The sequence below is a fragment of the Sphaerisporangium album genome, from assembly GCF_003323745.1.
Lineage (GTDB): Bacteria > Actinomycetota > Actinomycetes > Streptosporangiales > Streptosporangiaceae > Sphaerisporangium > Sphaerisporangium album.
Map to the genome: position 1 here is coordinate 92798 of NZ_QOIL01000025.1, position 26120 is coordinate 118917.

Sequence of the window (26120 nt, forward strand, 5' to 3'; positions counted from 1 at the left end):
CCCCAGGAGAGACCGTGCATCCATCCCGAGGCCCGGGCCGTCACCGCCCGGGCGCCGTCGTCTACACCTTGATCACCTTGCTGGCCCTGCTCGCCACGGCCCTGGTGTCGGCCGCGGCTACCGCCGCGGCCGCCGACACGCTGCTGTCCCAGGGCAGGCCCGCCACCGCGTCCTCCACCGAGGGCGCCGCCTGGGCGGCGTCCGCGGCCGTCGACGGCAACCCCGGCACCCGCTGGGCCAGTACCTTCAGCGACCCGCAGTGGCTCCAGGTGGACCTCGGCGCGACCGCGACCGTGAGCCAGGTCGTGCTGCAGTGGGAGGCCGCGTACGGCAAGGCCTTCAAGATCCAGCTTTCCGCCGACGGCGCCGCCTGGACCGACGCCTACTCCACCACCACCGGCACGGGCGGCACGCAGACGCTGGCGGTGTCCGGCAGCGGCCGGTACGTGCGCATGTACGGCACCGCCCGGGGCACCGGCTACGGCTACTCGCTGTGGGAGTTCCAGGTGTACGGCACCACGGGCACGACGCCGCCGACAGACCCGCCGACCCAGCCGCCCGGCAACTGGACCTCCATCTGGCGGGACGACTTCGACGGCGCCGCGGGCACCTCCCCGTCGGCGGCGAACTGGATCCTGCGCACCGGCACCCAGTACCCGGGCGGCGCCGCCAACTGGGGCACCGGCGAGGTCGAGACCATGAGCGCCTCGACCGCCAACGTCTCCCTCGACGGCGCGGGCCGGCTGTCCATCAAGGCGATCAGGGACGGCGCCGGGAACTGGACCTCCGGCCGGATCGAGACCCAGCGCACCGACTTCGCTCCCCAGCCCGGTGAGCAGCTCAAGTTCACCGCGCGGCTCAAGCAGCCCGACGTCGCCAACGCCCTCGGCTACTGGCCGGGCTTCCGCGCGACCGGCGCCGCCTACCGGGGCAACTACAACAACTGGCCCGGCGTCGGCGAGACCGACATCATGACCGACGTCAACGGCCGCGACCAGCTCGCCAACACCCTGCACTGCGGCACCGCGCCGGGCGGCGTGTGCAACGAGTACGACGGCCGCACCAGCGGCTTCGCCTCCTGCACCGGCTGCCAGACCGGCTACCACGACTACACCCAGATCATCGACCGCACGAAGACCGACGAGGAGATCCGCTTCTACCTCGACGGCAGGCAGACCTGGGTCGTGCGCGAGAGCCAGGTCGGTGTCGCCGCCTGGCAGGCCGCCGTGCAACACGGCTTCTACCTGCGCCTGGACCTCGCCATCGGCGGCTCGCTGCCCAACGCCCTCGCCGGCACCACCACGCCCACCGCCGCGACGACCTCCGGCGGCGTCCTCAGCGTGGAATCCATCGCCGTCGAGAAGAGCGTCGGCGCCGCGGCCCCGGCCATGACCGACCCGCCGGTCCCCGCCGGGCCCAGCACCGTCCGCGTGACCGGGACCCAGGGCAACTGGCAGCTCACCTGCAACGGCCTGCCCTACATCGTCAAGGGCCTCACCTACGGCCCGCCGCAGGGCGCCGCCGACGGGTACATGCGCGACCTCGCGTCCATGGGCGTCAACACCATCCGCACCTGGGGCGTGGACGACGCGCAGACCCCCGCCCTGCTCGACCGGGCCGCCCGGCACGGCATCAGGGTGGTCGTCGGGCACTGGCTCAACCAGGGCGCGGACTACGTCAACGACACGACCTACAAGAACAACGTCAAGAACGAGATCGTCGCCCGGGTCAACGCGCTGAAGAACAAGCAGGGCGTGCTGATGTGGGACGTCGGCAACGAGGTCATCCTCACCATGCAGGACCACGGCCTCCCGGCCGCAGAGGTCGAGGCGCGCCGCGTCGCCTACGCCAAGTTCGTCAACGAGGTCGCGGTCGCCATCCACGCCGCCGACCCCAACCACCCCGTCACCTCCACCGACGCCTGGACGGGCGCGTGGCCGTACTACAAGAACCACGCCCCCGCGCTCGACCTGCTGGCCGTCAACTCCTACGGCGCGATCGGCGGCGTCAAGCAGGCGTGGATCGACGGCGGCTACACCAAGCCGTACATCATCACCGAGGGCGGCCCGGCAGGCGAGTGGGAGGTTCCCAACGACGTCAACGGCGTGCCCACCGAGCCCACCGACATGCAGAAGCGGGCCGGCTACACGGCGAGCTGGAACGCGATCAACGCGCACCCGGGCGTCGCGCTCGGCGCCACCGAGTTCCACTACGGCCTGGAGAACGACTTCGGCGGCGTGTGGCTCAATACCTTCACCGGCGGGTGGCGGCGCCTCGGCTACCACGCGCTGAAGCAGGCCTACACCGGCCAGCCCTCCGGCAACACCCCGCCGGAGATCACCGCCATGAACGTCGGCTCGCAGACGAGCGTCCCGGCGGGCGGGCAGTTCACCGTCGACGTCACCGCCTCCGACCCGAACGGCGACCCGCTGCGCTACAACCTGATGTTCAGCGACAAGCACATCACCGGCGCCACCGGCTTCAAGCACGTCCGGTTCACCGAGACCGCGCCCGGCCGCTTCACGGTGACCGCGCCGCAGCAGATGGGCGTGTGGAAGGTCTACGTCTACGCCTACGACGGCCAGGGCAACGTGGGCATCGAGCAGAAGTCGTTCCGGGTCGTGCCGCCGGTGCCGCCCGGCACCAACGTGGCGATCGGCAAGCCCACCACCGCCTCGACCTACCAGGCCACCGGTGACGGCGCGCCGTTCCTGCCCTCCAAGGCGACCGACGGCAGCTTCACCACGCGCTGGGCCAGCGAGTGGAGCGACGCGCAGTGGATCCAGGTCGACCTCGGGAGCAACGTGCCGGTCAGGCACGTGCAGCTCGGCTGGGAGGCCGCCTACGGCAAGTCCTACCAGATCCGGACCTCCACCGACGGGACCACCTGGAGCGTCCCCTTCTCCACCACGACCGGCGACGGCGGCTTCGACGACATCGACCTCAACGTCACGGCCCGCTACGTCCGCGTCGAGCTCTCCCAGCGCGGCACCCCGTGGGGCTACTCGCTCTGGGAGTTCGGGGTCTACCGGTGAGGTGAGCCCCCTCTGTCCTCGTTCGTGACCTCACCCGGCCGGCCCTCTGCGCACGCGCCCCGGGGGCCGGTCGTCCGGTAGGGTCCGAGCGCGGGCGGCCGCGGGCGCGAGATGGACGCGCCCGCGGCCGCGGCCCGCCCGGCCGATCGAGCGAGCAGAGTGGGGGAGACGTGTCCGTCCAGTCCGGCCAGAGCAGCCAGCCCGGCGAGTCCAGCGGCGCCGGGAGCGCTTCGCGTTCGGGACCGATCAAGAGGACCGCGCCGTTACGCAGCGGCCGGTCGTCCTGGGCCACCTGGTTCCCGACCGCCAGGTCGCGGCCGTTCGCCAGGCTGCGCCTGCTCTGCTTTCCCCACGCGGGCGGGTCCGCCGCCGTCTACCACCAGTGGCACCTGGCGCTCTCTCCCGCGATCGAGGTCCGCTCCGTGCAGTACCCCGGCCGGGCCGACCGCATGTCCGAGCCCCTGATCTCCGACGCCGCGCGCATGGTGGGGCTTGTCACGGAGGCGATGGGCCCGCTGCTCGACCGCCCGGTCGCGTTGTTCGGCCACAGCATGGGCGCCGTCCTCGCCTACGAGACCGCCCGCGCGCTGCACGACCTCGGCACGCCGCCCGTCCACCTGTTCGTCTCCGGCAGGCGGGCGCCGCAGATCCCCCCGCGCGAGGAGCCGGTGGCCCGCGCCGACGACGAGACGTTCATGCGCAGCCTGCGCGCCCTCGGCGGCACCGACGCCGACGTGCTGGACGACCCCGAGATCCGGGACCTGACGTTCCCGTACGTGCGCAACGACTTCGAGCTGATCGAGTCCTACGTCCACCGGGACGGCCCGCCGCTGGGCTGCCCGGTCACCGTGCTCGCCGGCGACGAGGACGCGCAGGTGACGCCCGAGGACGCCGGGCGCTGGCGCGAGGTGACGACCGAGGAGGTCACCGTGCGCTTCCTGCCGGGCGACCACTTCTACCTGGTGCCGCGGCAGGCCGAGGTCCTCGCCGAGATCGACCGCGCGCTGGACTGACCCCGCCCCGCCCGGTCCCGTGCGGGCGTCAGCGCGGCGCGGCGTCCCGCTCCAGGAGCAGGACGGTGACGCCCCGGAAGTGCCGGACCTGGCGGGCCGTGAAGCGGTTCCGCAGCAGGAGGTCCACCTTGGGGATCGCCGCCTGCGCCAGCCCGTACCGGGAGGGGACCGAGGTGCCGGGGCGCACGGGACGGTCGGTGCGCTCGCGCACCAGCCAGACGCGCCCGCCGATCGCCTGGCGCGCGCTCATCTCCGGCGGCATCGCCGCGTAGTGGGTCAGGCCCTCGCGCGCCCACGGCACCGCGTAGGCGACCAGGTCGCCCGGCCGCGCCTCCGCCGCGACGAGGGCGGCGGCGTCCCGGTAGTTCACCTGGTGCCCGGAGGCGGTCCGCGCGTGCGCCTGCTGGGGCAGGGCGAGGGCCGCGGCCACGGCCAGCGCGGCGAGCCGGACGGGCAGACGGGCGCGGCCCAGGGCCATCCCGGCGAGCAGGGCGAAGGCCGGGGCGGCGGCCAGCACGTACCGGGAGTTGTAGACCGGCGTGCCGAGATAGGACACCGCGCACAGCACGGCCGTGGGCAGCACACCCCACACCACCGCGCCCGCCACGAAGGCCCGCTCGCCCGGTCTCGCGCGCCACAGGTGCACGGCCGCCGCCAGCCCCGCGAGCGCGACCAGCCAGCCGAGGACCACCGCGGGCAGGTCGCCGGGCTCGGGCTCGGGCATCCACGCGGTGACCGCGCTGCGCACCAGGACCAGGTTCTGCCAGGCCGGCGGGCCGAGCCAGCCCACCTGCCCGACCTGCCCGGCCGACAGCGCCGCGAGCGCGAGGGCCGGCGGGGAGCCGAGGGCCAGCCACGGCAGGCACCGCCGGGTGATCACCAGATGCGCGGGAAGGACGAGCACGGCGAACAGGTGCGCGCAGGGCAGCAGCGCGACGGCGAGGACGTACCGCCCCCACCGGCCGGTCTCGGTGGCCCGGCGCAGCGCCCAGAACGAGAACACCGCGGCGGCGACGGCCAGCGTGTACGGCCGGGCCTCCTGGCCGAACCGGGCCATCGACGGCAGCACCAGCAGCGCGGCCCCCGCCACCACGCCCGCCCGGGCTCCCGCCAGACGGCGGCCGAGATCGGTGAGCAGCCCCGTGGCCGCGGCGACGGCGAGCGCGGAGGGCAGCCGCACCCACCAGTCCGCCGTCCCCAGCCGGGTCCAGACGTACATGAGCAGGTAGTAGGGGAGGAAGACGGCGTCGCGCTCACGCAGCGTGTCCCACAGGACGTCCAGGGACGACACCGAGCCCACGGTGGCGAGCTCGTCGGCCCACATCGACGGCTCCCAGGACCACGCGACCGTGATGACGAAGGCCGCCGCGGTCATCACGGCCACGGCGGCGTCCACGCGCGGGACGACGCGCCCCCGGCCCGCGTGCGCGGCCCGGCCCCGCTCCGGCGTGGTCACCGCGCGATCGCCGCCCCCTGCCACGCCCGGTACCGAGATGTCCATGGACGCCCATACTGTCCGAGACGCGGTGCGGGTACCAAAACGAACCACACCGAACCCGAACGAAATGGTGCGGCCCGGCCCCGGGGAGAGAGTCACCGAGGCCGGGCCGAGTGCGGGGAGTGTTACTTCAGGGACGGCTCAGTAGCCGTAGACCTCCAGCTCCCACAGCGAGTAGCCGTAGCCGGTGGCGCGCTGCGTGCCGTACACGCGGACGTAGCGGGCGCTGACGTTGGTGGACAGGGTGATGTCGTCCACGCCGCCGTCGGAGGCCGTCGTGGTGTAGGCGGGCGTCCAGGTCGTGCCGTCGGTCGAGGTCTCGATCCGGTACGCCTTGCCGTAGGCCGCCTCCCAGGTCAGCTTGACCCGGCTGACCGGGTGCGGCGCGCCCAGGTCCACCGAGATCCACTGCGGGTCGGAGAAGGCCGAGGACCAGCGGGTCCCGGCGTTGCCGTCCACCGCGGCCGAGCCGGGCGTGCCGGCGTTCTCGGTCGAGGAGACGGTCACCGGGCGGCCCTGCGACAGCAGCTTGACCGTCGGCACCGGGTCGCTCGGCGTCGGGGTGGGCGTCGGGGTCGGGCCCTTGACCAGGGTGAACTCGTCGATGTCGAACAGCGAGCCCGCGCCGCCGGTGAACGCCAGGAACAGCGGCCCGGTCGCGGTGCCGGTCAGCGTGCCGGAGACGGTCGCCCAGTTCTCCCAGCCGCCGGTCGGGGCGACCGCGATCGAGCCGAGCAGCGTGCCGGTGGCCGAGCCGGACCGCACCTGGATGGTGCCGCCCACGCCCGCCGACGCGACCCGCGCCGAGAAGCCCGTCACGCCGGCGGTGGAGACGCCGGAGAAGCCGAGCCAGTCGCCGTTCTCGATGTAGCCGACCGCCTGGCCGCCGCGCGCGGAGGCCTTGGCGACGACCTGCGTGCCGAACTGCGAGGTGAAGGCCTCGGCTTGCGTCGTGCCCGGGTTCGGCGTCACAGTCGGAGTCGGCGTCGGCGTGGGACCGCCGCCCCCGCAGTCACCGGCCGCGACGCCCGCCGCCCAGCGGATGCCGCCGAGGACGTGGCCGCGGAACAGCGGCTCGGCGTAGGACTGCTGGGTGTGGCCGAGGCCGGTGTACCAGGCGCGCCCGCCCTGGAAGGGGTGGCACCAGGTGATCGGGTGGTCGGCGCCCATCGAGCCGCCGGTGTAGGTCGACTCGTCCAGGCGGGCCAGGACGCGCGCGACGCCGCGCGGGTTGGTGCGGTAGTTGTACAGCTCGTCGGTCCGCACCCAGGCGGCGGGCAGGCCCGTCGTGGACGGGTGCGTCTGGTCGTCCACCCGGACCGTGACCTGCTGGATCGCGGGGTGCGAGGCGAACCAGGCGCCGACGAGCTGGCCGTAGAACGGCCAGTCGTACTCGGTGTCCGCCGCGGCGTGGACGCCGACGTAGCCGCCGCCCGAGCCGATGTAGGACTCGAAGGCCGTCTGCTGGGCGGCGTTGAGCACGTCGCCGGTGGTGCTCAGGAAGATCACGACCTTGTACTGCGCCAGGTTGGCGGTCGTGAACGCGGCGGCGTCCTCGGTGGCGTCGACGGTGAAGTTGTTCGCCGCGCCGAGGTCCCGGACCATCTGGATGCCGACCGGGATCGAGTCGTGCCGGAACCCGGCGGTCTTGCTGAAGACGAGCACCTTGTACGGCGGGTCGGCGGCGAGCGCCGCCTGCGCGCCGAGACCGAGCACGGTCACGAGCAGTCCTGCGATGAGGGTGAAGAGGATTCTTTTAGGCACCGTAGACCTCCATCTCCCAGAGGGAGTAGCCGTAGCCGGTGGCGCGCTGCGTGCCGTACACGCGCACGTAGCGGGCGCTGACCGCGGCGAAGGTGACGTCGTCGACGCCGCCGTCCGACGCGGTGGTCGAGTATGCGGGTGTCCAGGTCGTGCCGTCGGCCGAGGTCTCGATCCGGTAGGCCTTGCCGTAGGCGGCCTCCCATGTGAGCTTCACGCGGCTGACCGAGCGGCCGGCGCCGAGGTCGACCGAGATCCACTGCGGGTCGGAGAAGGCCGAGGACCAGCGGGTTCCGGCGTTGCCGTCGACCGCCGCCGAGCCGGGGGTGCCGGCGTTCTCGGTGGAGGAGACGGTGACCGGGCGGTTCAGCGACAGCAGCCCTCCGGGGGGCGGCGGGGCGCTCCCGCCGTTCAGGGTGAAGTCGTCGAGGTCGAACAGCGGCCCCGCCCCGCCGGTGAACACCAGGTACAGCTTCGTCGTGCCCGCCGGGGCCGGCCCGTTCAGTGTGGTGGTGACGTCGGTGAACGTCTCCCAGCCTCCGGTGACGGGCACGGTGGCGGTGCCGAGCAGCGTGCCGGTCGGGGAGCCCGCCCGCACCTGGATGGAGCCGCCGGCCCCTCCCGAGCTGACCCGGGCGCCGAACGTCGTGATGCCCGACAGGACGTAGGGGTCGAAGGAGATCCAGTCGCCGTTCTCGATGTTGCCCACCGTCTTGGCGCCGTGCGCGGTGGCCTTGTCGAACAGCGCGATCCCCTGTGAGGTGGTGTAGTGCTCCGCCTGACGGGTCCTCGGCTGGGTGACGACCTGCGCGTGCGTGGTCAGCCCGCCCGCGTCGGTGTACTCGGCGTCCCAGACCCCGAACAGGTTGGCCGCCCCGTCGTGCTCGCCGTTGGGCGGCGTCTGGATCGTCCCGGTGCAGCCGGTCGCGGAGGCCATCGGGTGGCCGTGCGTGTCGTGGCCCAGGATGTAGTTCATCTTGACCCGGGCGCAGTCGATCGTGCCGTCCTCGGCGTCGGTCGCGGTGATCCGGTACGGCACGGCGTCGCCGAAGGAGAACACCTGGCCGTTCTGCGGGAGCTGGATGCTCACGGCGGGCGCGGTGTTGCCGACGGTGATCGTCACGTTGGCCGTGGCGGTCTTGCCCGTGCCGTCGCGCACCGTCAGCGTGACGACGTAGGTGCCGTTGGCGGTGTAGGTGTGCGCCGGGTTGGCCGCCGTCGAGGTGCCGCCGTCGCCGAACGCCCACGAGAAGGTGATGGCGTCGCCGTCGGGGTCGGAGGTGCCGGCCGAGGAGAACGCCACGTTGAGCGGCGCCCTGCCGCTCGTCGGCGTGCCCGACGCGACCGCGACCGGGGCACGCCCGCCCGCGCCGCCGCCGATGTACTCGATGCGGTAGAGGGCCGAGTCGGCGTTGCCGTTGAACCAGCCCGTCCCGTAGTCGAGGACGTACAGCGCGCCGTCGGGGCCGAAGGCCATGTCCATCACGGTCTTGCCCGACCACGGGAACGGCTGGATCGCGCCGCGGCCGCCGTCGGGGTTGACGACGATGTCCTTGATCCACCCGCGCTGCAGCTCGCCCGCGAAGAAGTGGCCGTCCAGCGTCTGCGGGAACTTGACCGGCGAGCTGACGTTGGTGTTGTACCGGTAGACCACGCCGCCCATCGGCGACTCGGCGCCGCAGCCGAACTCCGGCAGCGAACAACCGTCGTACTTGATCCACGCCGGCTGCGCGGGCGGCAGCTTGGCCTGGCCGGTGTTCTTGCGGGAGCCGTTGGTGGGCCCGCCCGCGCAGTCGTACTTGGCGCCGACCGTGCCGGTCGCGTAGTCGTAGTGCGCGTAGGTCTCCGCCGGGGTGTTGCCGCCGGTGCAGTACGGCCAGCCGAAGAAGCCGGGCGCGGTGATCCGGTTGAACTCCACCTGGCCGCCGGGGCCGCGGTTGCTCGCCGCGCCGGCGTCGGGGCCGTAGTCGCCCAGGTAGACCACGCCGGTGGCCTTGTCCACGCTCATACGGAACGGGTTGCGAAAGCCCATGGCGTAGATCTCGGGCCGGGTGTTGGGCGTCCCGGGCGGGAACATGTTGCCGGCCGGGATCGAGTACGTGCCGTCGGCGTTGACCTTGACGCGCAGGACCTTGCCGCGCAGGTCGTTGGTGTTGGCGGCGCCGCGCTGCGCGTCCAGGAAGGGAGCGCGGCCGGGGCGGTCGTCCAGCGGGGCGTAGCCGTCGTTGAAGCCGGGCTCGGTGTCGTCGCCGGTCGTCAGGTACAGGTTGCCCGCGGCGTCGAAGTCGATGTCGCCGCCGACGTGACAGCAGGCGCCCCGGTTGGTCTTGACCTCCAGGACGGTCTTCTCGCTGGCGGTGTTGAGCGTGTTGTCCGCGTTCAGCGTGAAGCGCGACAGCCGGTTGACGCCCTCGAAGCGGGCGAAGTCGGCGTCGGTGCCGTCCAGCGGGGAGCCGTTCGGCGGGGTGTTCAGCGGCGGGGCGTAGTACAGGTAGATGAACCTGTTGGTGGCGAAGCCGGGATCGACGCCGACGCCCTGCAGGCCCTCCTCGTCGTTGAAGTAGACCGGCAGCTTGCCGGAGACCTTGGTGTTGCCGGCGGCGTCGGTGACGCGCACCGTGCCGTCGCGGGCCGTGTGCACGACCGTGCGGTCGGGCAGGACGGCCATGGACATGGGCTCGCCCACCTCGGCCACGCCCTTGGCGAGCGTGACCTGCTGGAACTGGGCGGGGTCGACGGGTGCGGCGAGCGCCGCGAGCGGTTGGGCGGTCAGGGCCAGCGCCACCAGGGCGGCGCCGGCCCATCTGCGTACGGAACGCATTGCACATCCAGGGGGAGGGGGGTGACCGGGGCCCCGCCGTGGCGGGGCCCCGGTGGCGATCTATCGGCGTGACGGATCAGGCGGTGCCGGTGCTCACTGGTAGACGCGGACGTAGTCCACGAGCATCTTCTGCGGGAACACCGTGGTGCCGTCGGGCGGGCCGGGCCAGTCGCCGCCCACGGCGTTGTTGAGGATGATGAAGAACGGGTGGTCGAACACCCACGGGCCCTTGGTGGTCTCCAGGGTGGCGCGGTCGACGGTGTGGATCACGTTGCCGTCCACCGTGAACTTCATGCCCTGGCTGTTCCAGTCGACCGCGAAGACGTGGTAGTCGCTCGCGAAGTCGCCGGCGATGGAGTACGGCGAGCCGAAGCCGCCGCCGCCGAAGTACGCCGGGGCGTGGATCGTGGAGTACACGGTCTGCGGCTCGCGGCCCAAGTGCTCCATGATGTCGATCTCACCCACGTATGGCCAGGGGCGGTTCTGGGAGAAGAAGTCGGCGCCGAGCAGCCAGAACGCGGGCCACAGGCCCTTGGTGCCCGAAACCTTGATCCTCGCCTCGACGCGGCCGTAGGTGAAGTTGAACTTCCCGTAGGTGTTGAGCCGTGAGGAGGTGTACTGGCACGGGCCGCCGGGGCAGGCCGAGCCGGGGGTGGTCTCGCGGCGGGCCTCCATCACGAGGCTGCCGTTGCCGTCCATCGTCGCGTTGTTGTTGTTGGTGTAGTACTGCAGCTCGTTGTTGACGCCGGGACCGACCTCCGGAGTCCACTTGGCCGCGTCAGGCTTGGAGCCCGCCGCGCCGTTGAACTCGTCGCTCCAGACCAGCTGCGGGGGAGTGCGCGGGTCGGGCGGGAGCGGCGGCGGGGTGATCGGCGCGCCGCCCGTGCCCCAGACCTGGAACTCCCACAGCGAGTAGCCGTAGGCGGTGCCGCGCTGGGTGCCGTACATGCGCACGTAGCGGCCGGTGCCGTTCACGGTCAGGGTCTGCTTGAAGCCCGTGCCCGTGGTGGTGGAGTAGATCGGGGTCCAGTTGACCGCGTCGGGCGAGGTCTGGATCTGGAAGGCCTTGGCGTACGCCGGGTCCCACTGCAGGATGACCTTGTGGATCTGCGCGGTGGCGCCGAGGTCGACATAGATCCAGCCCGGGTCGACCCAGCCGGTGGTGGAGCTGGTGGCCCAGCGGGTGGCGGGGTCACGGTCGAAGGCCCTGGCCTCGGTGCAGTTGCCGCAGTTCACATCGTTCTGCGTGCTGGAGGCGACGCCCGGCTTGTTGTAGGACAGCAGCTTGTCGCCGCCCGGGTCGGGCGGCGGGGTGATCGTCGGGGTGATGGTCGGCGTCGGCGACGGGGTCGAGCCGCCGGAGCCGGTGCGGATGGCGAACTCCCACAGCGAGTAGCCGTACGCGGTGGCGCGCTGGGTGCCGTACAGGCGCACGTACCGGCCGTTGCCGGTCACGTCCAGGGTCTGGGTGCCGCCGGTGCCGGTGGTGGTGCTGTAGATCGGCGTCCAGGCGTTGCCGTCGGGGGACGTCTGGATCTGGAAGGCGCGCGCGTAGGCGGGCTCCCAGGTGAGGGTGACGCCGCAGATGGCCTGGGAGGAGCCGAGGTCGACCTGGATCCACTGCGGGTCGCTGAACGCGCTGGCCCACCGCGTGCCGGCGTTGCCGTCGACGGCGGCCGAGGCGGGGAAGGCGGCGTTCTCGGACGAGGAGGCGGTGGCGGGCTTGCCCTGCGCCGCGTTCGCCGTGCCGCAGCCCGGCGGGTTCGAGGTCCCGGTCGAGCCGTAGACCTGGAACTCGAACAGCGAGTAGCCGTAGGCGGTGGCCCGTTGTGTGCCGTACATCCGGACGTAGCGGCCGTTTCCGGCTACGGTGAGGTCCTGGGTGCCGCCGGTGCCGGTGGTGGTGGTGTAGACGGGCGTCCAGGTCGTGCCGTCGGGGGACGTCTGGATCTGGAAGGCGCGCGCGTACGCGGCCTCCCAGGTCAGCACCACGCGGCTGACGCTCGCGGTGGCGCCGAGGTCGACCTGGATCCACTGCGGGTCGCTGAACGCACTGGCCCACCGCGTGCCGGCGTTGCCGTCCACGGCCGCGGAGGCGGGGAAGGCGGCGTTCTCGGACGAGGACGCGGTGACGGTCTTGCCCTGGGACAGGAGGGTGTCGGCCGCCAAGGCCGGGACGAGGGTGAAGCAGGACGTGATCAGGACGATCGCGGTCGCGAAGAGCAGGCCCAAGCGGGTTCGGCTCGGGCCGCGGGAAGAACTCACGGCGTCTCCTCGTAAAACATGGGGGGTTCGGGGAGCGCTCCCTGGCTTCCGAGAGTGCGCTCTCCCGCGAGCCTCTGTCAAGACCTGAATTAACTCAAAGGAAATGTCCGGCACATTTGTGCGCTACTTGTGATGCATCGTGGAGAGCGCTCTCTCTGAACGCGAAAACGACCGTTGATCATGCGCTGACATGCGGAAACACTGCGGGGAAGGTGTGAGCGCTCTCTTCAGCTTGATCGTTACCTCACAGTAGGTCACGGCGATCGTTACCCTCCAACCCGTTGACATGACCGTCACAATCGCATGAACCTTCTCAGGGAGCGCTCCCTCCAAGATCAATAAAAGCCCCCAGGGAGGGTCTATGGGCAAGCTTCGCGCCGGGGTGGTCACCCCGCTGCTGGCCGTTGCCGTACTCGCCGCAAGCGTGGCCGCCTGTGGCGGTGGCGGCAGTGACGCCACGAACGCGGGCGCCTCGTCAGGCGCCGCTCAACCGGCCGAGAAGATCAAGCTGACGGTCGCGCTGTTCAGCGACTTCCACTTCGCTCCCATCTACGAGGAGTTCAAGAAGACGCACCCGAACGTCGAGATCGTCGAGCGCCGCGCGCAGTTCAACGACCACCACAAGAACCTCACCACGCAGCTGGCCACGGGGGCGGGAGCTGCCGACGTCGAGGCGGTCGAGGCCGGGTACATCGCCCAGTTCACGCCGCTGGCCGACAAGTTCTACGACCTCAACGAGTACGGCCTGACCAAGCGCCAGGGCGACTACCTGGACTGGAAGTGGAAGCAGGGCCTGTCTCCCGACGGCTCCAAGCTGCTCGGCCTCGGCACCGACGTCGGCGGCCTGGCCATGTGCTACCGCACCGACCTGTTCAAGAAGGCCGGCCTGCCGACCGACCGCGCGGAGGTCTCCCAGCTCTGGCCCACCTGGGAGCAGTACATGGAGGCCGGCAAGAAGTTCGTCGCCGCCAAGGTCGACGGCGCCAAGTGGTTCGACGGCCCGGGCGAGAACTTCCGCGCCATGGTCGACCAGGCCCCCGTCGGCTTCTACGACCAGCAGAACAACCTCGTCGCGGGCACCAACCCCGATGTGAAGAAGGCGTTCGACCTGAACGCCGCGATGGTCCAGGCCGACGAGTCCGCCAAGCTCGCCGCCTTCAGCCCGCCGTGGAACACCGGCCTCACCAAGGGCTCGTTCGCCACCATCATCTGCCCGGCCTGGAAGCTCGGCAGCATCAAGGACGCCGCCCCCACGACCTCCGGCAAGTGGGACGTGGCCGCGGTGCCCGGCGGTGGCGGCGGCAACCAGGGCGGCACGCACCTCATGGCCCCCAAGCAGGGTAAGCACCCCAAGGAGGCCGCCGAGCTGATCGACCTGCTCACCAGCAAGGACAATCAGCTCAAGCTGTTCACCGAGGCCGGAGCGCTGCCGTCGATCCCGGCGCTCTACGACGACCCGACGATCACCGGGTTCAAGAACCCGTTCTTCAGCGACGCGCCCACCGGCAAGATCTTCACCGATGCCGCCAAGGCGCTGAAGCCGCAGTACGTCGGTCCCAAGGCCGGTGACGTGCTCACCACGTTCGGCAACGCGCTCCAGCGCATCGAGCAGGGCAAGCAGTCTCCCGACGAGGCGTGGGCACAGGCGCTCAAGGACCTCGAAAGGATCAAGTAAGCCGCCGGAGGTGGCCGGCCCGCGACAACCGGGCCGGCCACGTCCTCGCGGGATCCTACGGCGGACGTCCCCGGTCCGGTCGCGTGGCCCCCGCCCCGCGACCGGACCGCACAGGTCCGCCGGTCCCCGTGGCCTGCCAAGGCCACACCCCTGTGGCCTGCCGAAAGGAGCTGCCATGGCCACCCGTGCCCCCGACAACGTGGCGGCGATCCCGCCCGCCCCGCCGGTGCGGTCAAGCCCCGGAACCAACCGGCGGCATCTGGTCCACCGGCTGGACGTCAAGGGCTCCCCCTACGCCTATGTCGCCCCGTTCTTCCTGCTCTTCTGTGCTTTCGGGCTGTTCCCGCTGGCGTACACCGCGTGGGTCAGCCTCCACGAGTGGACGCTGCTGTCCGACGTGCACACCTTCGTCGGGCTCGACAACTTCCGCACGCTGCTCGCCGACGACTACTTCTGGAACGCGACGTTCAACACCGTCTCCATCGGCGTGTTCTCGACGGCGCCGCAGTTGCTGCTGGCCATCTGGCTGGCCCACCTGCTGAACCGCCCGCTGAAGGCCCAGACCATCTTCCGCGTGACACTGCTGCTGCCCAACGTCACCAGCGTCGTCGCGGTCGTCGTCATCTTCAGCCAGCTCTTCGGCCGTGACTACGGCCTGATCAACTGGGTGCTGTCCTGGTTCGGCGCCGGCGCCGTCGACTGGAACGCCGGGACCGCGACCTCCCACGCCGCCATCTCCGTCATGATCATGTGGCGGTGGACCGGCTACAACACGCTGATCTTCCTCGCCGCCATGCAGGCCGTGCCCCGCGAGCTGTACGAGGCCGCGACCATCGACGGCGCCAGCGGGTTCACGCAGCTACGCAAGATCACCGTTCCGATGATCCGGCCCACGATCGTGTTCGTCGTCATCACCTCCACGATCGGCGCGATGCAGATCCTCGCCGAGCCGCTGCTCTTCGGCACCTACAGCCTCACCGGCGGACCCGACCGCCAGTACCAGACCCTGGCGCTGTTCATCTACGAGAACTTCACCAAGCTGGACTTCGGGTACGCGTCCGCCGTGTCCTGGATGATGTTCGTCTTCATCGTCATCGTCGCGGCCATCAACTACCTGCTGACCCGCCGGACGCGAGGGAGCCTGACGTGATGCCGCGGAACGGCGCGGGCACGGCCCGCACGCTCACGTATCTGACGCTGATGGCGGTGGCGTTCTTCTCGGCGCTCCCGCTCTACTACAGCGTGGTGGTCGCCTCCCGCGACAACTCGGCGCTCGCGGACGTGCCGCCCCCGCTGGTGCCCGGCGGCAACCTGGTCGCGAACATCGGCCGCGTCTTCGACACCGTGCCCTTCGCCCTGGCGCTGTTCAACTCGGTCCTCGTCGCCGGCGGCATCGCGATCTCGGTGATGTTCTTCTCCACCCTGGCCGGGTTCGCCTTCGCCAAGCTGCGCTTCCGCGGCAGCAGGATCCTGCTGGTGATCACCGTCGCGACGATGATGGTGCCGACCCAGCTCGGCATCATCCCGCTGTACCTGCTCATGGTGAAGCTCGAGTGGACCGGCTCCATGTACGCGCTGGTCGTCCCGGCGCTCACCAACGCCTTCGGCGTCTTCTTCATGACGCAGTACCTGTCGCGGGCCCTGCCGACCGAGCTGCTGGAGGCCGGGCGGGTCGACGGGTGCAGCACCTGGGGCCTGGTTTGGCACGTGGTCCTGCCGGCCGCGCGCCCGGCGGCGGCCGTCCTCGGCATGCTGACCTTCATGTCGGCCTGGAACGACTACTTCTGGCCCCTGGTCGTGCTCACCCCGGAGAACCCCACCGTGCAGGTGGCGCTGTCGACGCTGGCCGCCGGATACGTCAGCGACTACGCCCTCAGCCTGGCCGGCACGGCGCTCGGAACGCTGCCGCTGGTCATCGTGTTCGCCCTGCTCGGCAAGCAGGTCATCGGAGGAATCATGCAAGGAGCTGTGAAGGGATGACCATGACCGTCACCACTCGGGGGACCCTGCCTTCATATCTGACGGAGGGGCGTGCGGTCTTCCCCGAAGGCTTCGTCTGGGGCGCCGCGACGGCGTCCTACCAGATCGAGGGGGCGGCCAGGGACGACGGCCGCGCCCCCTCGGTCTGGGACACCTTCGCGCGCACGCCCGGCAAGGTGGCCTTCGGCCACACCGGTGACGTCGCCTGCGACCACTACCACCGGTACGCCGACGACGTGCGGCTCATGCGGGAGCTGGGCCTGCGCGCCTACCGCTTCTCGATCTCCTGGCCCCGCGTACAGCCCGACGGCACCGGGCCGATCAACCCGCGCGGCCTGGACTTCTACGACCGGCTCGTGGACGAGCTGGCCGGCGCGGGCATCACGCCGTACGTCACGCTCTACCACTGGGACCTGCCCCAGACGCTGGAGGACCGCGGCGGGTGGACCTCCCGTGAGACCGCGCACCGGCTCGCCGACTACGCCGAGGCCGTGTACGCGCGCCTCGGCGACCGCGTGAGCAACTGGGCCACGCTCAACGAGCCGTGGGTCCAGGCGTTCCTCGGGTACGGCTCGGGCATCCACGCGCCGGGACGCACCGACGCCGCCTCGGCCCTGCGCGCCGCCCACCACTTCCTGCTCGGGCACGGCCTGGCCACCCAGGCCCTGCGGGCGGCCGGGGCGCAGGAGATCATGCTGGTCATCAACTCCTCGCCGGTGGTCACCCCGGCGCAGAGCGCCGACCCGGCGGCCGAGCTGTCGGAGGCCGACGCCGAGGCGGTGCACCGCGTCGACTGCCTGCTCAACAAGCAGATGCTCGACCCGGTGCTGCGCGGCTCCTACCCCGAGGAGGTGCTGCGGATCGTCGAGCGGCACGGCGGGCTGGACCACATCCACGACGGCGACCTGGCGGACATCCACCAGCGCACCGACCTGATCGGCATCAACTACTACAACCCATGCGTCGTCCGGTCGAGTCCGGGCGAGCCGGCCAACCCCGCCTGGCCCGGCACCGAGGACATCCTGTTCGACGGCGTCGACGCTCCCAAGACCGCCATGGACTGGCCGATCGTCCCGACCGGCCTGTCCCGCCTGCTCGTGCGCCTGTCCGCCGACTACCCCGAGGTCGGGCTGATGGTCACGGAGAACGGCGCGGCGTTCGAGGACGTCGTCACCAAGGACGCCACCGGCGAGCACGTCCACGACACCGACCGCACCGCCTACCTGGAGTCCCACCTGCGGGCGGTGCACGCGGCGGTCGAGGCGGGCGCCGACATGCGTGGCTACCTCGTCTGGTCGCTGCTGGACAACTTCGAGTGGGCGGAGGGCTACAACCGCCGGTTCGGCATCGTCCACGTCGACTACGCGACGCAGCGCCGCCTGCCCAAGGACAGCGCCCTGTGGTACCGCGGCGTCATCCGGGAGAATGGGCTGGCATGAGACGACCCACCTTGGAGGCGGTCGCCGCCCGGGCGGGGGTGTCGAAGTCGAGCGTGTCGCGGGTGGTGAACGGTGACGCCACCGTCACCCCCGAGATCCGCGAGCTGGTGATCCAGGCGGTGCGGGAGCTCGGCTACGTCCCCAACGGGGCGGCGCGCAGCCTGGCGACGCAGCGGACCAACACGGTCGCCGTCATCGTCTCCGACCCCCCGATGGGCGTGATCTCCGACGACCCGATGTTCTCGACCGTCGTGCGCACGATGAGCCGGGGGCTGGAGGAGGCGGGCAAGCAGGTCACGCTCGTCCTCGCGGGATCGTCGGAGAGCCAGCTCCGGGTGGAGCAGTTCGTGGCCGCCGGGCACGTCGCCGGCGTCCTCCTGCTGTCGATGCACGGCGCCGACCCGCTGCCCGCCTCGCTCGCGCGCATGGGCGTGCCCATGGTCTCGCACGGGCGGTCCGCCCCCGGGGTGCCCTACGTGGACAACGACAACCTGGGTGGCGCCCGCGTCGCGGTGCGCCACCTGCTCGGCCTGGGGCGGCGCCGGATCGCCACGATCACCGGGCCGCTCGACATGCGCGCCGCCCAGGACCGGCTCGCCGGCTACCGCGAGACCCTGCGGGACACCGGGCGCCGGTCCATCGTCGCCATCGGCGACTTCACCCGCGTCTCCGGGTACGCGGGCATGCGGCAGCTGCTGGAGGACGACCCGGCGCTGGACGCGGTGTTCGCCGCCAACGACCTCATGGCGATCGGCGCCCTGCGCGCGCTGCACGAGGCGGGGCGGCGGGTGCCGGAGGACGTCGCGGTGGTGGGCTTCGACGACATCGAGGCCGCGCTCTACACCACGCCGCGGCTCACGACCGTGCGGAGCCCCATGACCGACCAGGCCGCGGCGACCACCCGGCTGCTGCTCGGCCTGCTGGAAGGGGCGAGCGGCGAGCCCGTCATCATGCCGAACGAGCTGGTCGTCAGGGAATCGGCGTGACACAACCAGGGAGGGCACAGCGATGAAGCGCCCGACTCTCGAAGCCGTGGCGGCACGGGCGGGGGTCTCCCGCGCCACGGTCTCCCGGGTGGTCAACGGTGGCACCACCGTGACACCCGAGCTCCGCGACGCCGTGATGCGCGCGGTCGACGAGATGGGGTACGTCCCGAACCTAGCGGCGCGCAGCCTGGTCACCCAGCGCACCGACTCGATCGCCCTGGTGGTCTCCGAACCGCCCACCAGGGTGTTCTCCGACGACCCGATGTTCGCGACCGTCATACGCGCGGCCAGCTCCGAGCTGGAGGAGGCCGACAGGCAGGTCATCCTCATGCTCGCCGGCACCCCGGCGGGGCACGCGCGGGTGGAACGCTACCTGACCGGCGGGCACGTGGACGGCGTCATGCTCGTCTCGATGCACGGCGCCGACCCGCTTCCCGCGGCGATCACCCGCATGCGCGTCCCCGCGGTGTCGCTGGGGCGGCCCGCCGTGAACGTCAACCTGCCGTACGTCGACAACGACAACGTGGGCGGCGCCGAGGCGGCCGTGCGCCACCTGCTCGAACGCGGGCGGCGGCGCATCGCCACGATCGCCGGGCCGCCCGACATGGTGGGCGGCCAGGACCGGCTCGCCGGGTACCGCGCGGTGCTCCAGGGCTCCGACCGGCGCTCCATCGTCGCGATCGGCGACTTCACCCGCGAGTCCGGCCTGGTCGCGATGCGGCAGCTCCTGGAGGACGACCCCGGGCTCGACGCGGTGTTCGTCGCCAACGACCTGATGGCGCTCGGGGCGATGAAGGCGCTGCGGCAGGCGGGGCGGCGGGTGCCGGACGACGTCGCGGTGGTGGGCTTCGACGACATCGAGGCCGCCCGCTACACCGAGCCGCCGCTGACGACGATCCGCCAGCCGTTCCGCGAGCAGGCGGCGGCGACGGTGCGACTGCTGCTCGGCATCATGGACGGGGGCGACGTCGCTCCCGTGGTGCTGCCGACCGAGCTCATCGTGCGCGAGTCGGCGTGACGATCCCGGGCGGCGTGCGGATTGTGGGCTTATTACGTCAATTGTCGCGTTTAACAGGAGAAAGTGGGTCGTACCACCAGGTTGAGTGACTTTTCGGTGGTGATATCGCCGGGTCCGTGAAAGCGCCGCGCATGGTCATTCGACGTGCGCCGCGCCTCGATACGCGGTCCCGGACCCGCGGTAATGCGCAATTCGGTCCTGTCTCCGGTGAGCCGTAAGGCGGCCTCGCGGTGCCGCGCCGGGCTGTTCCGGCTCCGGTACGATCGGCGTAGACTGCTCTGCCACGGCGATCCCGGGCGCCCGCCGGTGCCGGACGAGGACGGTGACGATGCTGGTCGAGGTGACGATGCACAGCGCCGGGCTCGGTCCCGCGGCGAATTCGCCGATCGACGGCATCCGTATTTTGGCCCTTCTGCCCGAACAATGGCGAAAAGACCTCCGGCAGGCCAACGGAGAGATCGTCATCCGGGTCGAGACCGACGACGACATCACCAGCGCCCAGGTCCACGCCATGGTCACCGAGGCGCTCAGTGACCCCGCCGTCAGCCACTGGCGCCTGCGCGCCTGCCGTCCCGTCGGGGCCGGGCCGCCCGTCGAAGGCTGACCGCGGCGGCGCCGGCGCGGGAGCGAAGCCGCCGGGGCTCGCCGGGTGGCGTTCGAGCGGTCCGCCCCCGCCCGGCCCGGTCACTCCCGGATGAGTTTCCGCAGCCTGCCGGGCCTGTTGGTGAGGATTCCGTCCACCCGGTAGGAGATCAGGCGGCGCGCGGCCGTCCGGCTGTCGACGGTCCAGGTGTAGACCTGCATGCCGAGGCGGTGGACGTCGCGGACGTACCGGGCGGTGAGGTGGTGGTACGGCGGGTTGATCTGGCGGGCGAACTTCGCGAGCTCCGGCAGCCGCGCGGGGGCCGGCGTGCCGAGCAGGCCGACCGGGACCTCGGGCATGACGCGGTGGAAGCGGCGCATGGAGTTCCAGTCGAACGACTGGACGACCAGGCGGCCCGGACGCAGCCACGCCGGGTGGCGCCGCAGCTCGCGGGCGACGCGCGCCTCGATGCCGGGGTACAGATGCGGCGCCTTGACCTCCAGCAGCATGCCGATCCCGCTGCCGCCGAGGGCGTCCAGCGTCTCGCCGAGCGTGGGCACCCGCTCGCCCCGGTACTTCTGCGAGAACCACGAGCCCGCGTCGAGTCTCTTGACCTGGGCGAGCGTGAGGTCGCGGACCCGCCAGGGCGCGCGGCCGGGGAGGACCCGCTCGGCGTCGGTGGTGCGGGCCAGGGTCGTGTCGTGCATCACGACCAGCCTGTGGTCCCTGGTCTCCTGGACGTCCAGCTCGAACATGTCGGCGTGCCGCCGCGCGGCGAGCCGGAAGGCCGCGATGGTGTTCTCCGGCGCCTCCTTGGACGCCCCGCGGTGGGCGACGTCGGCGACGGCCGCCGGGGTCGTGGTGGGGCCGCCGGTGTGGGCGGCGGCCGGGGACGCGGGGGTCGTCGTGATGATCGTGGTGGTGGCGAGCGCGGTCAGGGTGGTCGTGACGATGAGGCCGAGTCGTCGGAACATGCGTCTCCCCGGGCTTGGCGCGGCATCTCCGCACCTTGAATCTGACCCCTGGGCGCGACCGTCAGTTGATGGTTGGGTAACCCTTTGGTGCCGGATAAATGAGTATTTGTCGCTCGCAGGTACGCCCTATATGCCCGGGATCGTGACGCGCCGGCGCCGCCGGTCGCACGAGCGCCACTACCCGCCTCAGGCTTTGTCGCAGGTAGGGCGGGTGGTTATTGACAAAGAAACTTTACAGTAATACCGTCCCCTCGGTGGCCGTACCTGGCCATGGCCGGTATGGGACAGCATGCCGCGCCGTGCGCCGGGCGCCGCCGCACCACCTCGCCCGGACGGCGCCGGGCGGTGATCCGCTCGCCTTTTCACGGCAGCGGCCGCCTCATGCCCGACCGTAAGGAGAGGTTTCGTGACTTTTCCGTTTCCCCGCGACGGCCACCCCCGGCCCCGTCGCCCCCGTCGCCTTCGCCGGCTGGTGCCCGTGCCGGCGCTGCTCGCCGCCCTCGCCCTGCTGACGGCGCCGCCCGCCGGCGCGGCCACAACGGAGGCGACGGCGGCGACGAGCGGGACGACGGCCGCCGCGTCCGCGCGCGCCGCCGCCCTCGCCCCGCCCACCGGCTGGACCACCGTCGTCAGCAAGAACAGCGGCAAGTGCGTGGACGCCCGCGCCGCCGCCTCCGCCAACGGCACGGCCGTGCAGCAGTACGCGTGCAACGGCAGCGCCGCCCAGCTGTGGCAGTTCCAGGCCACCAGCGGCGGGTACTACCGCGTCAACACCAACCTCAACGCCGCCCAGGCCTGGGACGTCACCAACGTCTCCACCGCCGACGCCGCGCCCGTCCAGCTGTGGAACTACACCGGCGGCAACAACCAGCAGTGGCAGCCCGTCGAGGAGGCCGGCGGGTCGTACCACTTCGTGAACCGCAACAGCGGCAAGTGCCTCGACGTGCCCGCCGCCTCGACCGCCGACAGCGTCCAGCTCCAGCAGTACACCTGCAACGGAACGGCGGCACAATCCTTCACCATGGGTACCAGCACTCCTCCGCCCGGCGGCGGCCCCGACCTCGGCCCGAACGTCAGCGTCTTCGACCCGTCGATGTCCGCCTCGACCATCCAGAGCAGGCTGAACTCGGTCTTCTCCCAGCAGCAGACCAACCAGTTCGGCGGCAACCGGTTCGCGCTGCTGTTCAAGCCCGGCACCTACAACGTCGACGTCAACGTGGGCTTCTACACCCAGGTGCTGGGCCTCGGCCTCTCCCCGGACAACGTCACCATCAACGGCGGCGTGCACGTCGAGGCGGACTGGTTCCAGGGCAACGCCACGCAGAACTTCTGGCGCGGGGCCGAGAACCTGTCGGTCACCCCGCCGTCCGGCACCGACCGCTGGGCGGTGTCGCAGGCGGCGCCGTACCGCCGCATGCACGTGCGCGGCAACCTGCAGCTCGACGACGGCGGCTGGTCGAGCGGCGGGTTCATCGCCGACTCCAAGATCGACGGTCAGGTGCGCTCCGGCTCGCAGCAGCAGTGGCTGTCGCGCAACGCGCAGTGGGGGAGCTGGACCGGCTCCAACTGGAACATGGTCTTCGTCGGCGTCCAGGGCGCGCCCGGCAACAGCTTCCCGAACCCGCCGTACACCACGGTGGGCACGGCTCCGGTCGTCCGTGAGAAGCCGTTCCTGTACGTGGACCAGGCCGGCGCCTACCAGGTGTTCGTGCCCGCGCTGCGCAACAACTCCTCGGGGACGACCTGGGCCGGCGGCGCGCCCGCCGGGACCTCGATCCCGATCGACCAGTTCTTCATCGTCAAGCCCGGCAACACGGCCGCCGACATCAACGCCGCGCTGGCCCAGGGCAAGAACCTGCTGTTCACCCCCGGCGTCTACCACGTCAACGACACCATCCGGGTGAACCGGGCCGACACCGTCGTCCTCGGCCTCGGCCTGGCCACGATCATCCCCGACAACGGCGTCACCGCGGTCTCGGTGGCCGACGTCGACGGGGTCAAGGTGGCCGGGCTGCTCATCGACGCCGGCACCACCAGCTCGGCGACGCTGATGCAGGTCGGACCGGCCGGCTCGTCGGCGAGCCACGCCGCCAACCCGATCTCGCTGCACGACATGTTCTTCCGCATCGGCGGCGCGGGCGTGGGCAAGGCCGCGCAGAGCCTGGTCGTCAACAGCTCCAACGTCATCGGCGACCACATGTGGCTGTGGCGGGCCGACCACGGCAGCGGCGTGGGGTGGAACTCCAACACCGCCGCCACGGGCCTGGTCGTCAACGGGGCCAACGTGACCATGTACGGCCTGTTCGTCGAGCACTACCAGCAGTACCAGGTCATCTGGAACGGCAACGGCGGGCGGACGTACTTCTTCCAGAACGAGCTGCCCTACGACCCGCCGAACCAGGCGGCGTGGATGAACGGCGCCACGCAGGGCTACGCCGCGTACAAGGTGGCGAACTCGGTCACCTCGCACGAGGCGTGGGGGCTCGGCAGCTACTGCTACTTCAACGTGAACCCGAGCGTGGTCGAGGCGCACTCGTTCGAGGTGCCCAACACGCCGAACGTGCGGTTCCACAGCATGGTGACCGTGTCCCTCGGCGGCACGGGGACGATCAGGAACGTCATCAACAACACCGGCGGGCCTTCCAACTCCACGACGAACGTCGCCAACCTGGTGTCCTACCCGTAACTCCCCGCGGTCCCTTTCCTCCGGCATCGGCCCGTGCGCGCCTTTCCTGGCGGCGCGCACGGGCCGATGTGCTTTCGCGTCTGGAGAGCCGCCGGAGGCGTTTGTGGCGGCCGTGCAGGTGTCGCAGTACTTCGATCATGAAGAACGCGCTCCCTCGGAAGGATTTCCGTTTCGGAGGCCGCACGATCGACACCGCCCGAGAAGACGTGCGCGTGAACGGGAATAGACGACCGTCCTGGGGACCGAAATGCCACAACGGGCAGGGCCGATGAATAACCGCAGTTCAGAGCCGCTGGTCCTGTGTCGTGGCGCGCGCGGGGGATTGGCGCGTTGGAACGTGCCCGGCGGCCGGGCGATGCGCGGGAGGTTTCAAAAGAGTTAAATAGACTCTTGACAGAAGGCGTGGACAAAGGGCACGCTCACGGTGAGAGAGCGCTCCCCGAGTTCCGACCGGCACGGGCCCCGCCTCTCCCGCCCTGGCGTGAGCCGCGCGGGGCCCGTGGACAACCCGAAGGAGTCCCATGGATCGGGCCCTCCCCCCGCCCCGTATCCGACGTCCCCGACTGCGCATCGCCCTCATGGCCGGCGCCCTGCTGAGCCTCGTCAGCTCGACGCTCGTCGCCGTCACCAGCCAGCCCGCCTCCGCCGTGGTGAAGGTGGCCGAGTTCCTGGCCGACTGTCCCTTCAGTCACCGCCTGCCCGACGACCCGATCATCTTCCCGGGTCTGCCGGGCGCGTCCCACATGCACAGCTTCTTCGGCAGCACCAGCACCAACGCCAACTCGACGGTGCAGAGCCTCACCAACGCCAACAGCAACTGCAACCCCGCCGTCGACAAGTCCGCGTACTGGGTGCCCACCCTCTACAAGGACAACGTCCCGGTGGAGCCCGTCATCACGTCCTTCTACTACCTGGGCGAGGGCGTGCGTCCCGACGTGACCGCGCGCATCCAGCCCTTCCCGTTCGGACTGCGCATCGTGGCCGGCAACGCCAAGGCGACCGCGCCGGACGCGACGACCATCTCGCGCTGGTCCTGCCTGCACGCCGGCGAGGTTCCCCCGGGTAAGGACTTCGTGAACTGCCCGCCCGGCAAGATGCTGGAGTCCTACCTGGACTTCCCGCAGTGCTGGAACGGCAGGGACCTGGACTCGGCGGACCACAAGAGCCACATGGCCTACCCGGTCAACGGCGACTGCCCGGCCTCCCACCCGGTCCCGGTGCCCAAGCTGCGCCAGGTGCTGCGCTACCCGGTCGACGGTGACCCGTCGCACTTCCGGCTGGCGTCGGGAGCCGGGTTCACGATGCACGGCGACTTCTTCAACGCCTGGCCCGTGGCCGAGCTCGCCCGCCGTGTGAACGACTGCATCCGCCCGATCATCAAGTGTGGCCCAGACGGTCGACCCTCCTGAGTCTGTCCCCTCAGGACGGGCCGACGGCGGGGGAGGTGCCGCCCCCCGCTCGGGCCCGGGGGCGGGGAGAAGGTACGCCGAACCGACTCCTCGCCCCCGGCCCTTCCCCTTTTCCCGGGGTTCCCCGGCCTTGCCGGCCTCCGCCTCGACGCCTCCCGGCCTCCGCTCCCGCGCCGGGAGGCGTCACAGCGTCGGCACGGAGTCGGCGATCGCGCGCAGGGCGGCGCAGTGCGCCGCGAAGGCCGCCCGGCCCTCCTTGGTCAGGCTCAGCCAGGTGCGGGGGCGCTTGCCGACGTAGCCCTTGGTGACCTGGACGTAGCCGGCGTTCTCCAGTGTGGCGACCTGCTTGGACAACGTGGAGTCGGTCACCTCGACGGTGTCGCGGACGTAGGCGAACTCGGCCTTGTCGGCGGCGGCGAGCGTCGCCATGACGGCGAACCGCACCGGCGAGTGGATGACGTCGTCGATCTGGTGACGGGGATGGCTCATCGCCGCGCCTCCAGCAGGCCCCCGATCAGGTGGGGCAGGGCGACCACGAACGCCCCGAGCAGCCACCACGCCAGGGAGCCGCCGAACCGGTTGAGGCCGAGGGTGAGGACGATCAGGTACAGGATCACCCACAGCCCGTGGACCACGCCGTGGTGGACGGCGAGCCCGCGCCGGTTCACCGGCTGGCGCAGCGCGTAGACGACCAGGCACCCCGCGACCGCGCACGCGAGGACGGCGGAGACGGCCGCTCCCGCGGGCCCAGGGAACAGCCCGATCGCGAACGTCGACACGAACGCCATGGCGCCCATGATCAGCAGGTAGCGGGCGTACCACCGCGCGCGGCGGCGCACGAGGCCGTCCAGCACCTCGGCCCGTGCCAGCGCCTGCGTGGCACTCAGGTGGTCCTCTTCCGGCATGACCTCACCTTCCCGTCCGGTCGTGTGGACTCCAGAGTAGACAACTACTTGCCGGTTTGGAAAGTAGATTCC

General features: G+C 71.2%; 18 protein-coding genes. 11 read left to right on the forward strand and 7 right to left on the reverse strand.

What is annotated here, in order from left to right; all coding sequences use genetic code 11:
• Positions 1 to 14: 14 nt before the first annotated feature.
• Together DQ384_RS33705 and DQ384_RS33710 are read left to right on the forward strand one after the other, a co-directional pair.
• Complete coding sequence (locus DQ384_RS33705; RefSeq protein ID WP_114032918.1) at positions 15 to 3035, forward strand: discoidin domain-containing protein; 3021 nt, start codon at positions 15 to 17, stop codon at positions 3033 to 3035.
• 170 nt (positions 3036 to 3205) lie between these two features.
• Positions 3206 to 4048: a thioesterase II family protein gene (locus DQ384_RS33710; RefSeq protein WP_245966961.1), complete on the forward strand. Its 843-nt coding sequence runs from the start codon at positions 3206 to 3208 to the stop codon at positions 4046 to 4048.
• Positions 4049 to 4076: 28 nt separating this feature from the next.
• Here the strand turns inward: DQ384_RS33710 and DQ384_RS33715 are convergent, their stop codons facing one another.
• The 4 genes from DQ384_RS33715 to DQ384_RS33730 all read right to left on the reverse strand — a co-directional run bounded on the left by DQ384_RS33715 (position 4077) and on the right by DQ384_RS33730 (position 12393).
• Positions 4077 to 5549, reverse strand: coding sequence for a glycosyltransferase family 39 protein (locus tag DQ384_RS33715; RefSeq protein ID WP_114032919.1), 1473 nt, complete (start codon positions 5547 to 5549; stop codon positions 4077 to 4079).
• A 138-nt stretch (positions 5550 to 5687) separates the two neighbouring features.
• Positions 5688 to 7310, reverse strand: a complete 1623-nt coding sequence (locus tag DQ384_RS43375; protein WP_114032920.1) for a ThuA domain-containing protein — start codon at positions 7308 to 7310, stop codon at positions 5688 to 5690.
• On the reverse strand, positions 7303 to 10128 hold the full coding sequence (locus DQ384_RS33725; RefSeq protein WP_114032921.1) for a PQQ-dependent sugar dehydrogenase: 2826 nt from the start codon (positions 10126 to 10128) through the stop codon (positions 7303 to 7305). Before DQ384_RS33725 ends, DQ384_RS43375 begins: the two co-directional genes overlap by 8 nt.
• Before the next feature lie 93 nt (positions 10129 to 10221).
• Complete coding sequence (locus tag DQ384_RS33730) at positions 10222 to 12393, reverse strand: discoidin domain-containing protein (RefSeq protein WP_220183280.1); 2172 nt, start codon at positions 12391 to 12393, stop codon at positions 10222 to 10224.
• 361 nt (positions 12394 to 12754) lie between these two features.
• Between DQ384_RS33730 and DQ384_RS33735 the strand changes: the two genes are divergently transcribed.
• The 7 genes from DQ384_RS33735 (at position 12755) to DQ384_RS33765 (ending at position 20095) form a co-directional block, all read left to right on the forward strand.
• Positions 12755 to 14068, forward strand: coding sequence for an ABC transporter substrate-binding protein (locus DQ384_RS33735; RefSeq protein WP_114032923.1), 1314 nt, complete (start codon positions 12755 to 12757; stop codon positions 14066 to 14068).
• 175 nt (positions 14069 to 14243) lie between these two features.
• Positions 14244 to 15218 (forward strand): carbohydrate ABC transporter permease, encoded by a 975-nt coding sequence (locus DQ384_RS33740; protein ID WP_114032924.1) that lies wholly within the window; start codon positions 14244 to 14246, stop codon positions 15216 to 15218.
• Positions 15218 to 16048, forward strand: a complete 831-nt coding sequence (locus DQ384_RS33745; protein WP_114032925.1) for a carbohydrate ABC transporter permease — start codon at positions 15218 to 15220, stop codon at positions 16046 to 16048. The genes DQ384_RS33740 and DQ384_RS33745 overlap by 1 nt, the downstream gene beginning before the upstream one ends.
• A 2-nt stretch (positions 16049 to 16050) precedes the next feature.
• A complete protein-coding gene (locus DQ384_RS33750) occupies positions 16051 to 17487 on the forward strand; it encodes a GH1 family beta-glucosidase (protein WP_220183285.1) in 1437 nt (478 codons plus the stop codon).
• The gene (locus DQ384_RS33755; protein WP_114032927.1) at positions 17484 to 18473 is read left to right on the forward strand and encodes a LacI family DNA-binding transcriptional regulator; all 990 of its coding nucleotides are present in this window, start codon (positions 17484 to 17486) and stop codon (positions 18471 to 18473) included. The genes DQ384_RS33750 and DQ384_RS33755 overlap by 4 nt, the downstream gene beginning before the upstream one ends.
• 22 nt (positions 18474 to 18495) lie before the next feature.
• On the forward strand, positions 18496 to 19491 hold the full coding sequence (locus tag DQ384_RS33760) for a LacI family DNA-binding transcriptional regulator (RefSeq protein WP_114032928.1): 996 nt from the start codon (positions 18496 to 18498) through the stop codon (positions 19489 to 19491).
• Positions 19492 to 19819: 328 nt separating this feature from the next.
• Positions 19820 to 20095: a hypothetical protein gene (locus tag DQ384_RS33765; protein WP_114032967.1), complete on the forward strand. Its 276-nt coding sequence runs from the start codon at positions 19820 to 19822 to the stop codon at positions 20093 to 20095.
• 80 nt (positions 20096 to 20175) lie between these two features.
• Here DQ384_RS33765 and DQ384_RS33770 read toward each other — a convergent pair whose 3' ends face one another.
• Entirely contained in the window at positions 20176 to 21048 is an 873-nt protein-coding gene (locus DQ384_RS33770) for a glycerophosphodiester phosphodiesterase (RefSeq protein WP_114032929.1), read from the reverse strand.
• A gap of 406 nt (positions 21049 to 21454) precedes the next feature.
• Between DQ384_RS33770 and DQ384_RS33775 the strand changes: the two genes are divergently transcribed.
• Both DQ384_RS33775 and DQ384_RS33780 read left to right on the forward strand, forming a co-directional pair.
• The gene (locus DQ384_RS33775; RefSeq protein ID WP_220183281.1) at positions 21455 to 23734 is read left to right on the forward strand and encodes an RICIN domain-containing protein; all 2280 of its coding nucleotides are present in this window, start codon (positions 21455 to 21457) and stop codon (positions 23732 to 23734) included.
• A 521-nt stretch (positions 23735 to 24255) separates the two neighbouring features.
• A complete protein-coding gene (locus DQ384_RS33780; protein WP_114032930.1) occupies positions 24256 to 25143 on the forward strand; it encodes a DUF1996 domain-containing protein in 888 nt (295 codons plus the stop codon).
• 183 nt (positions 25144 to 25326) lie between these two features.
• Here DQ384_RS33780 and DQ384_RS33785 read toward each other — a convergent pair whose 3' ends face one another.
• Together DQ384_RS33785 and DQ384_RS33790 are read right to left on the reverse strand one after the other, a co-directional pair.
• A complete protein-coding gene (locus DQ384_RS33785) occupies positions 25327 to 25632 on the reverse strand; it encodes a winged helix-turn-helix domain-containing protein (RefSeq protein WP_114032931.1) in 306 nt (101 codons plus the stop codon).
• Positions 25629 to 26048, reverse strand: a complete 420-nt coding sequence (locus DQ384_RS33790; protein WP_114032932.1) for a hypothetical protein — start codon at positions 26046 to 26048, stop codon at positions 25629 to 25631. The genes DQ384_RS33785 and DQ384_RS33790 overlap by 4 nt, the downstream gene beginning before the upstream one ends.
• Positions 26049 to 26120 lie beyond the last annotated feature (72 nt).

Bases quoted from the DNA above. Each gene is read 5' to 3' on its own strand.
- DQ384_RS33745 (WP_114032925.1), top strand. From the start codon at position 15,218: ATGCCGCGGAACGGCGCGGGCACGGCCCGCACGCTCACGTATCTGACG.
- DQ384_RS33725 (WP_114032921.1), bottom strand. From the start codon at position 10,128: ATGCGTTCCGTACGCAGATGGGCCGGCGCCGCCCTGGTGGCGCTGGCC.
- DQ384_RS33780 (WP_114032930.1), top strand. From the start codon at position 24,256: ATGGATCGGGCCCTCCCCCCGCCCCGTATCCGACGTCCCCGACTGCGC.
- DQ384_RS33765 (WP_114032967.1), top strand. From the start codon at position 19,820: ATGCTGGTCGAGGTGACGATGCACAGCGCCGGGCTCGGTCCCGCGGCG.
- DQ384_RS33755 (WP_114032927.1), top strand. From the start codon at position 17,484: ATGAGACGACCCACCTTGGAGGCGGTCGCCGCCCGGGCGGGGGTGTCG.
- DQ384_RS33770 (WP_114032929.1), bottom strand. From the start codon at position 21,048: ATGTTCCGACGACTCGGCCTCATCGTCACGACCACCCTGACCGCGCTC.
- DQ384_RS33785 (WP_114032931.1), bottom strand. From the start codon at position 25,632: ATGAGCCATCCCCGTCACCAGATCGACGACGTCATCCACTCGCCGGTG.
- DQ384_RS33735 (WP_114032923.1), top strand. From the start codon at position 12,755: ATGGGCAAGCTTCGCGCCGGGGTGGTCACCCCGCTGCTGGCCGTTGCC.
- DQ384_RS33790 (WP_114032932.1), bottom strand. From the start codon at position 26,048: ATGCCGGAAGAGGACCACCTGAGTGCCACGCAGGCGCTGGCACGGGCC.
- DQ384_RS33760 (WP_114032928.1), top strand. From the start codon at position 18,496: ATGAAGCGCCCGACTCTCGAAGCCGTGGCGGCACGGGCGGGGGTCTCC.
- DQ384_RS33750 (WP_220183285.1), top strand. From the start codon at position 16,051: ATGACCGTCACCACTCGGGGGACCCTGCCTTCATATCTGACGGAGGGG.
- DQ384_RS33715 (WP_114032919.1), bottom strand. From the start codon at position 5,549: ATGGACATCTCGGTACCGGGCGTGGCAGGGGGCGGCGATCGCGCGGTG.
- DQ384_RS33740 (WP_114032924.1), top strand. From the start codon at position 14,244: ATGGCCACCCGTGCCCCCGACAACGTGGCGGCGATCCCGCCCGCCCCG.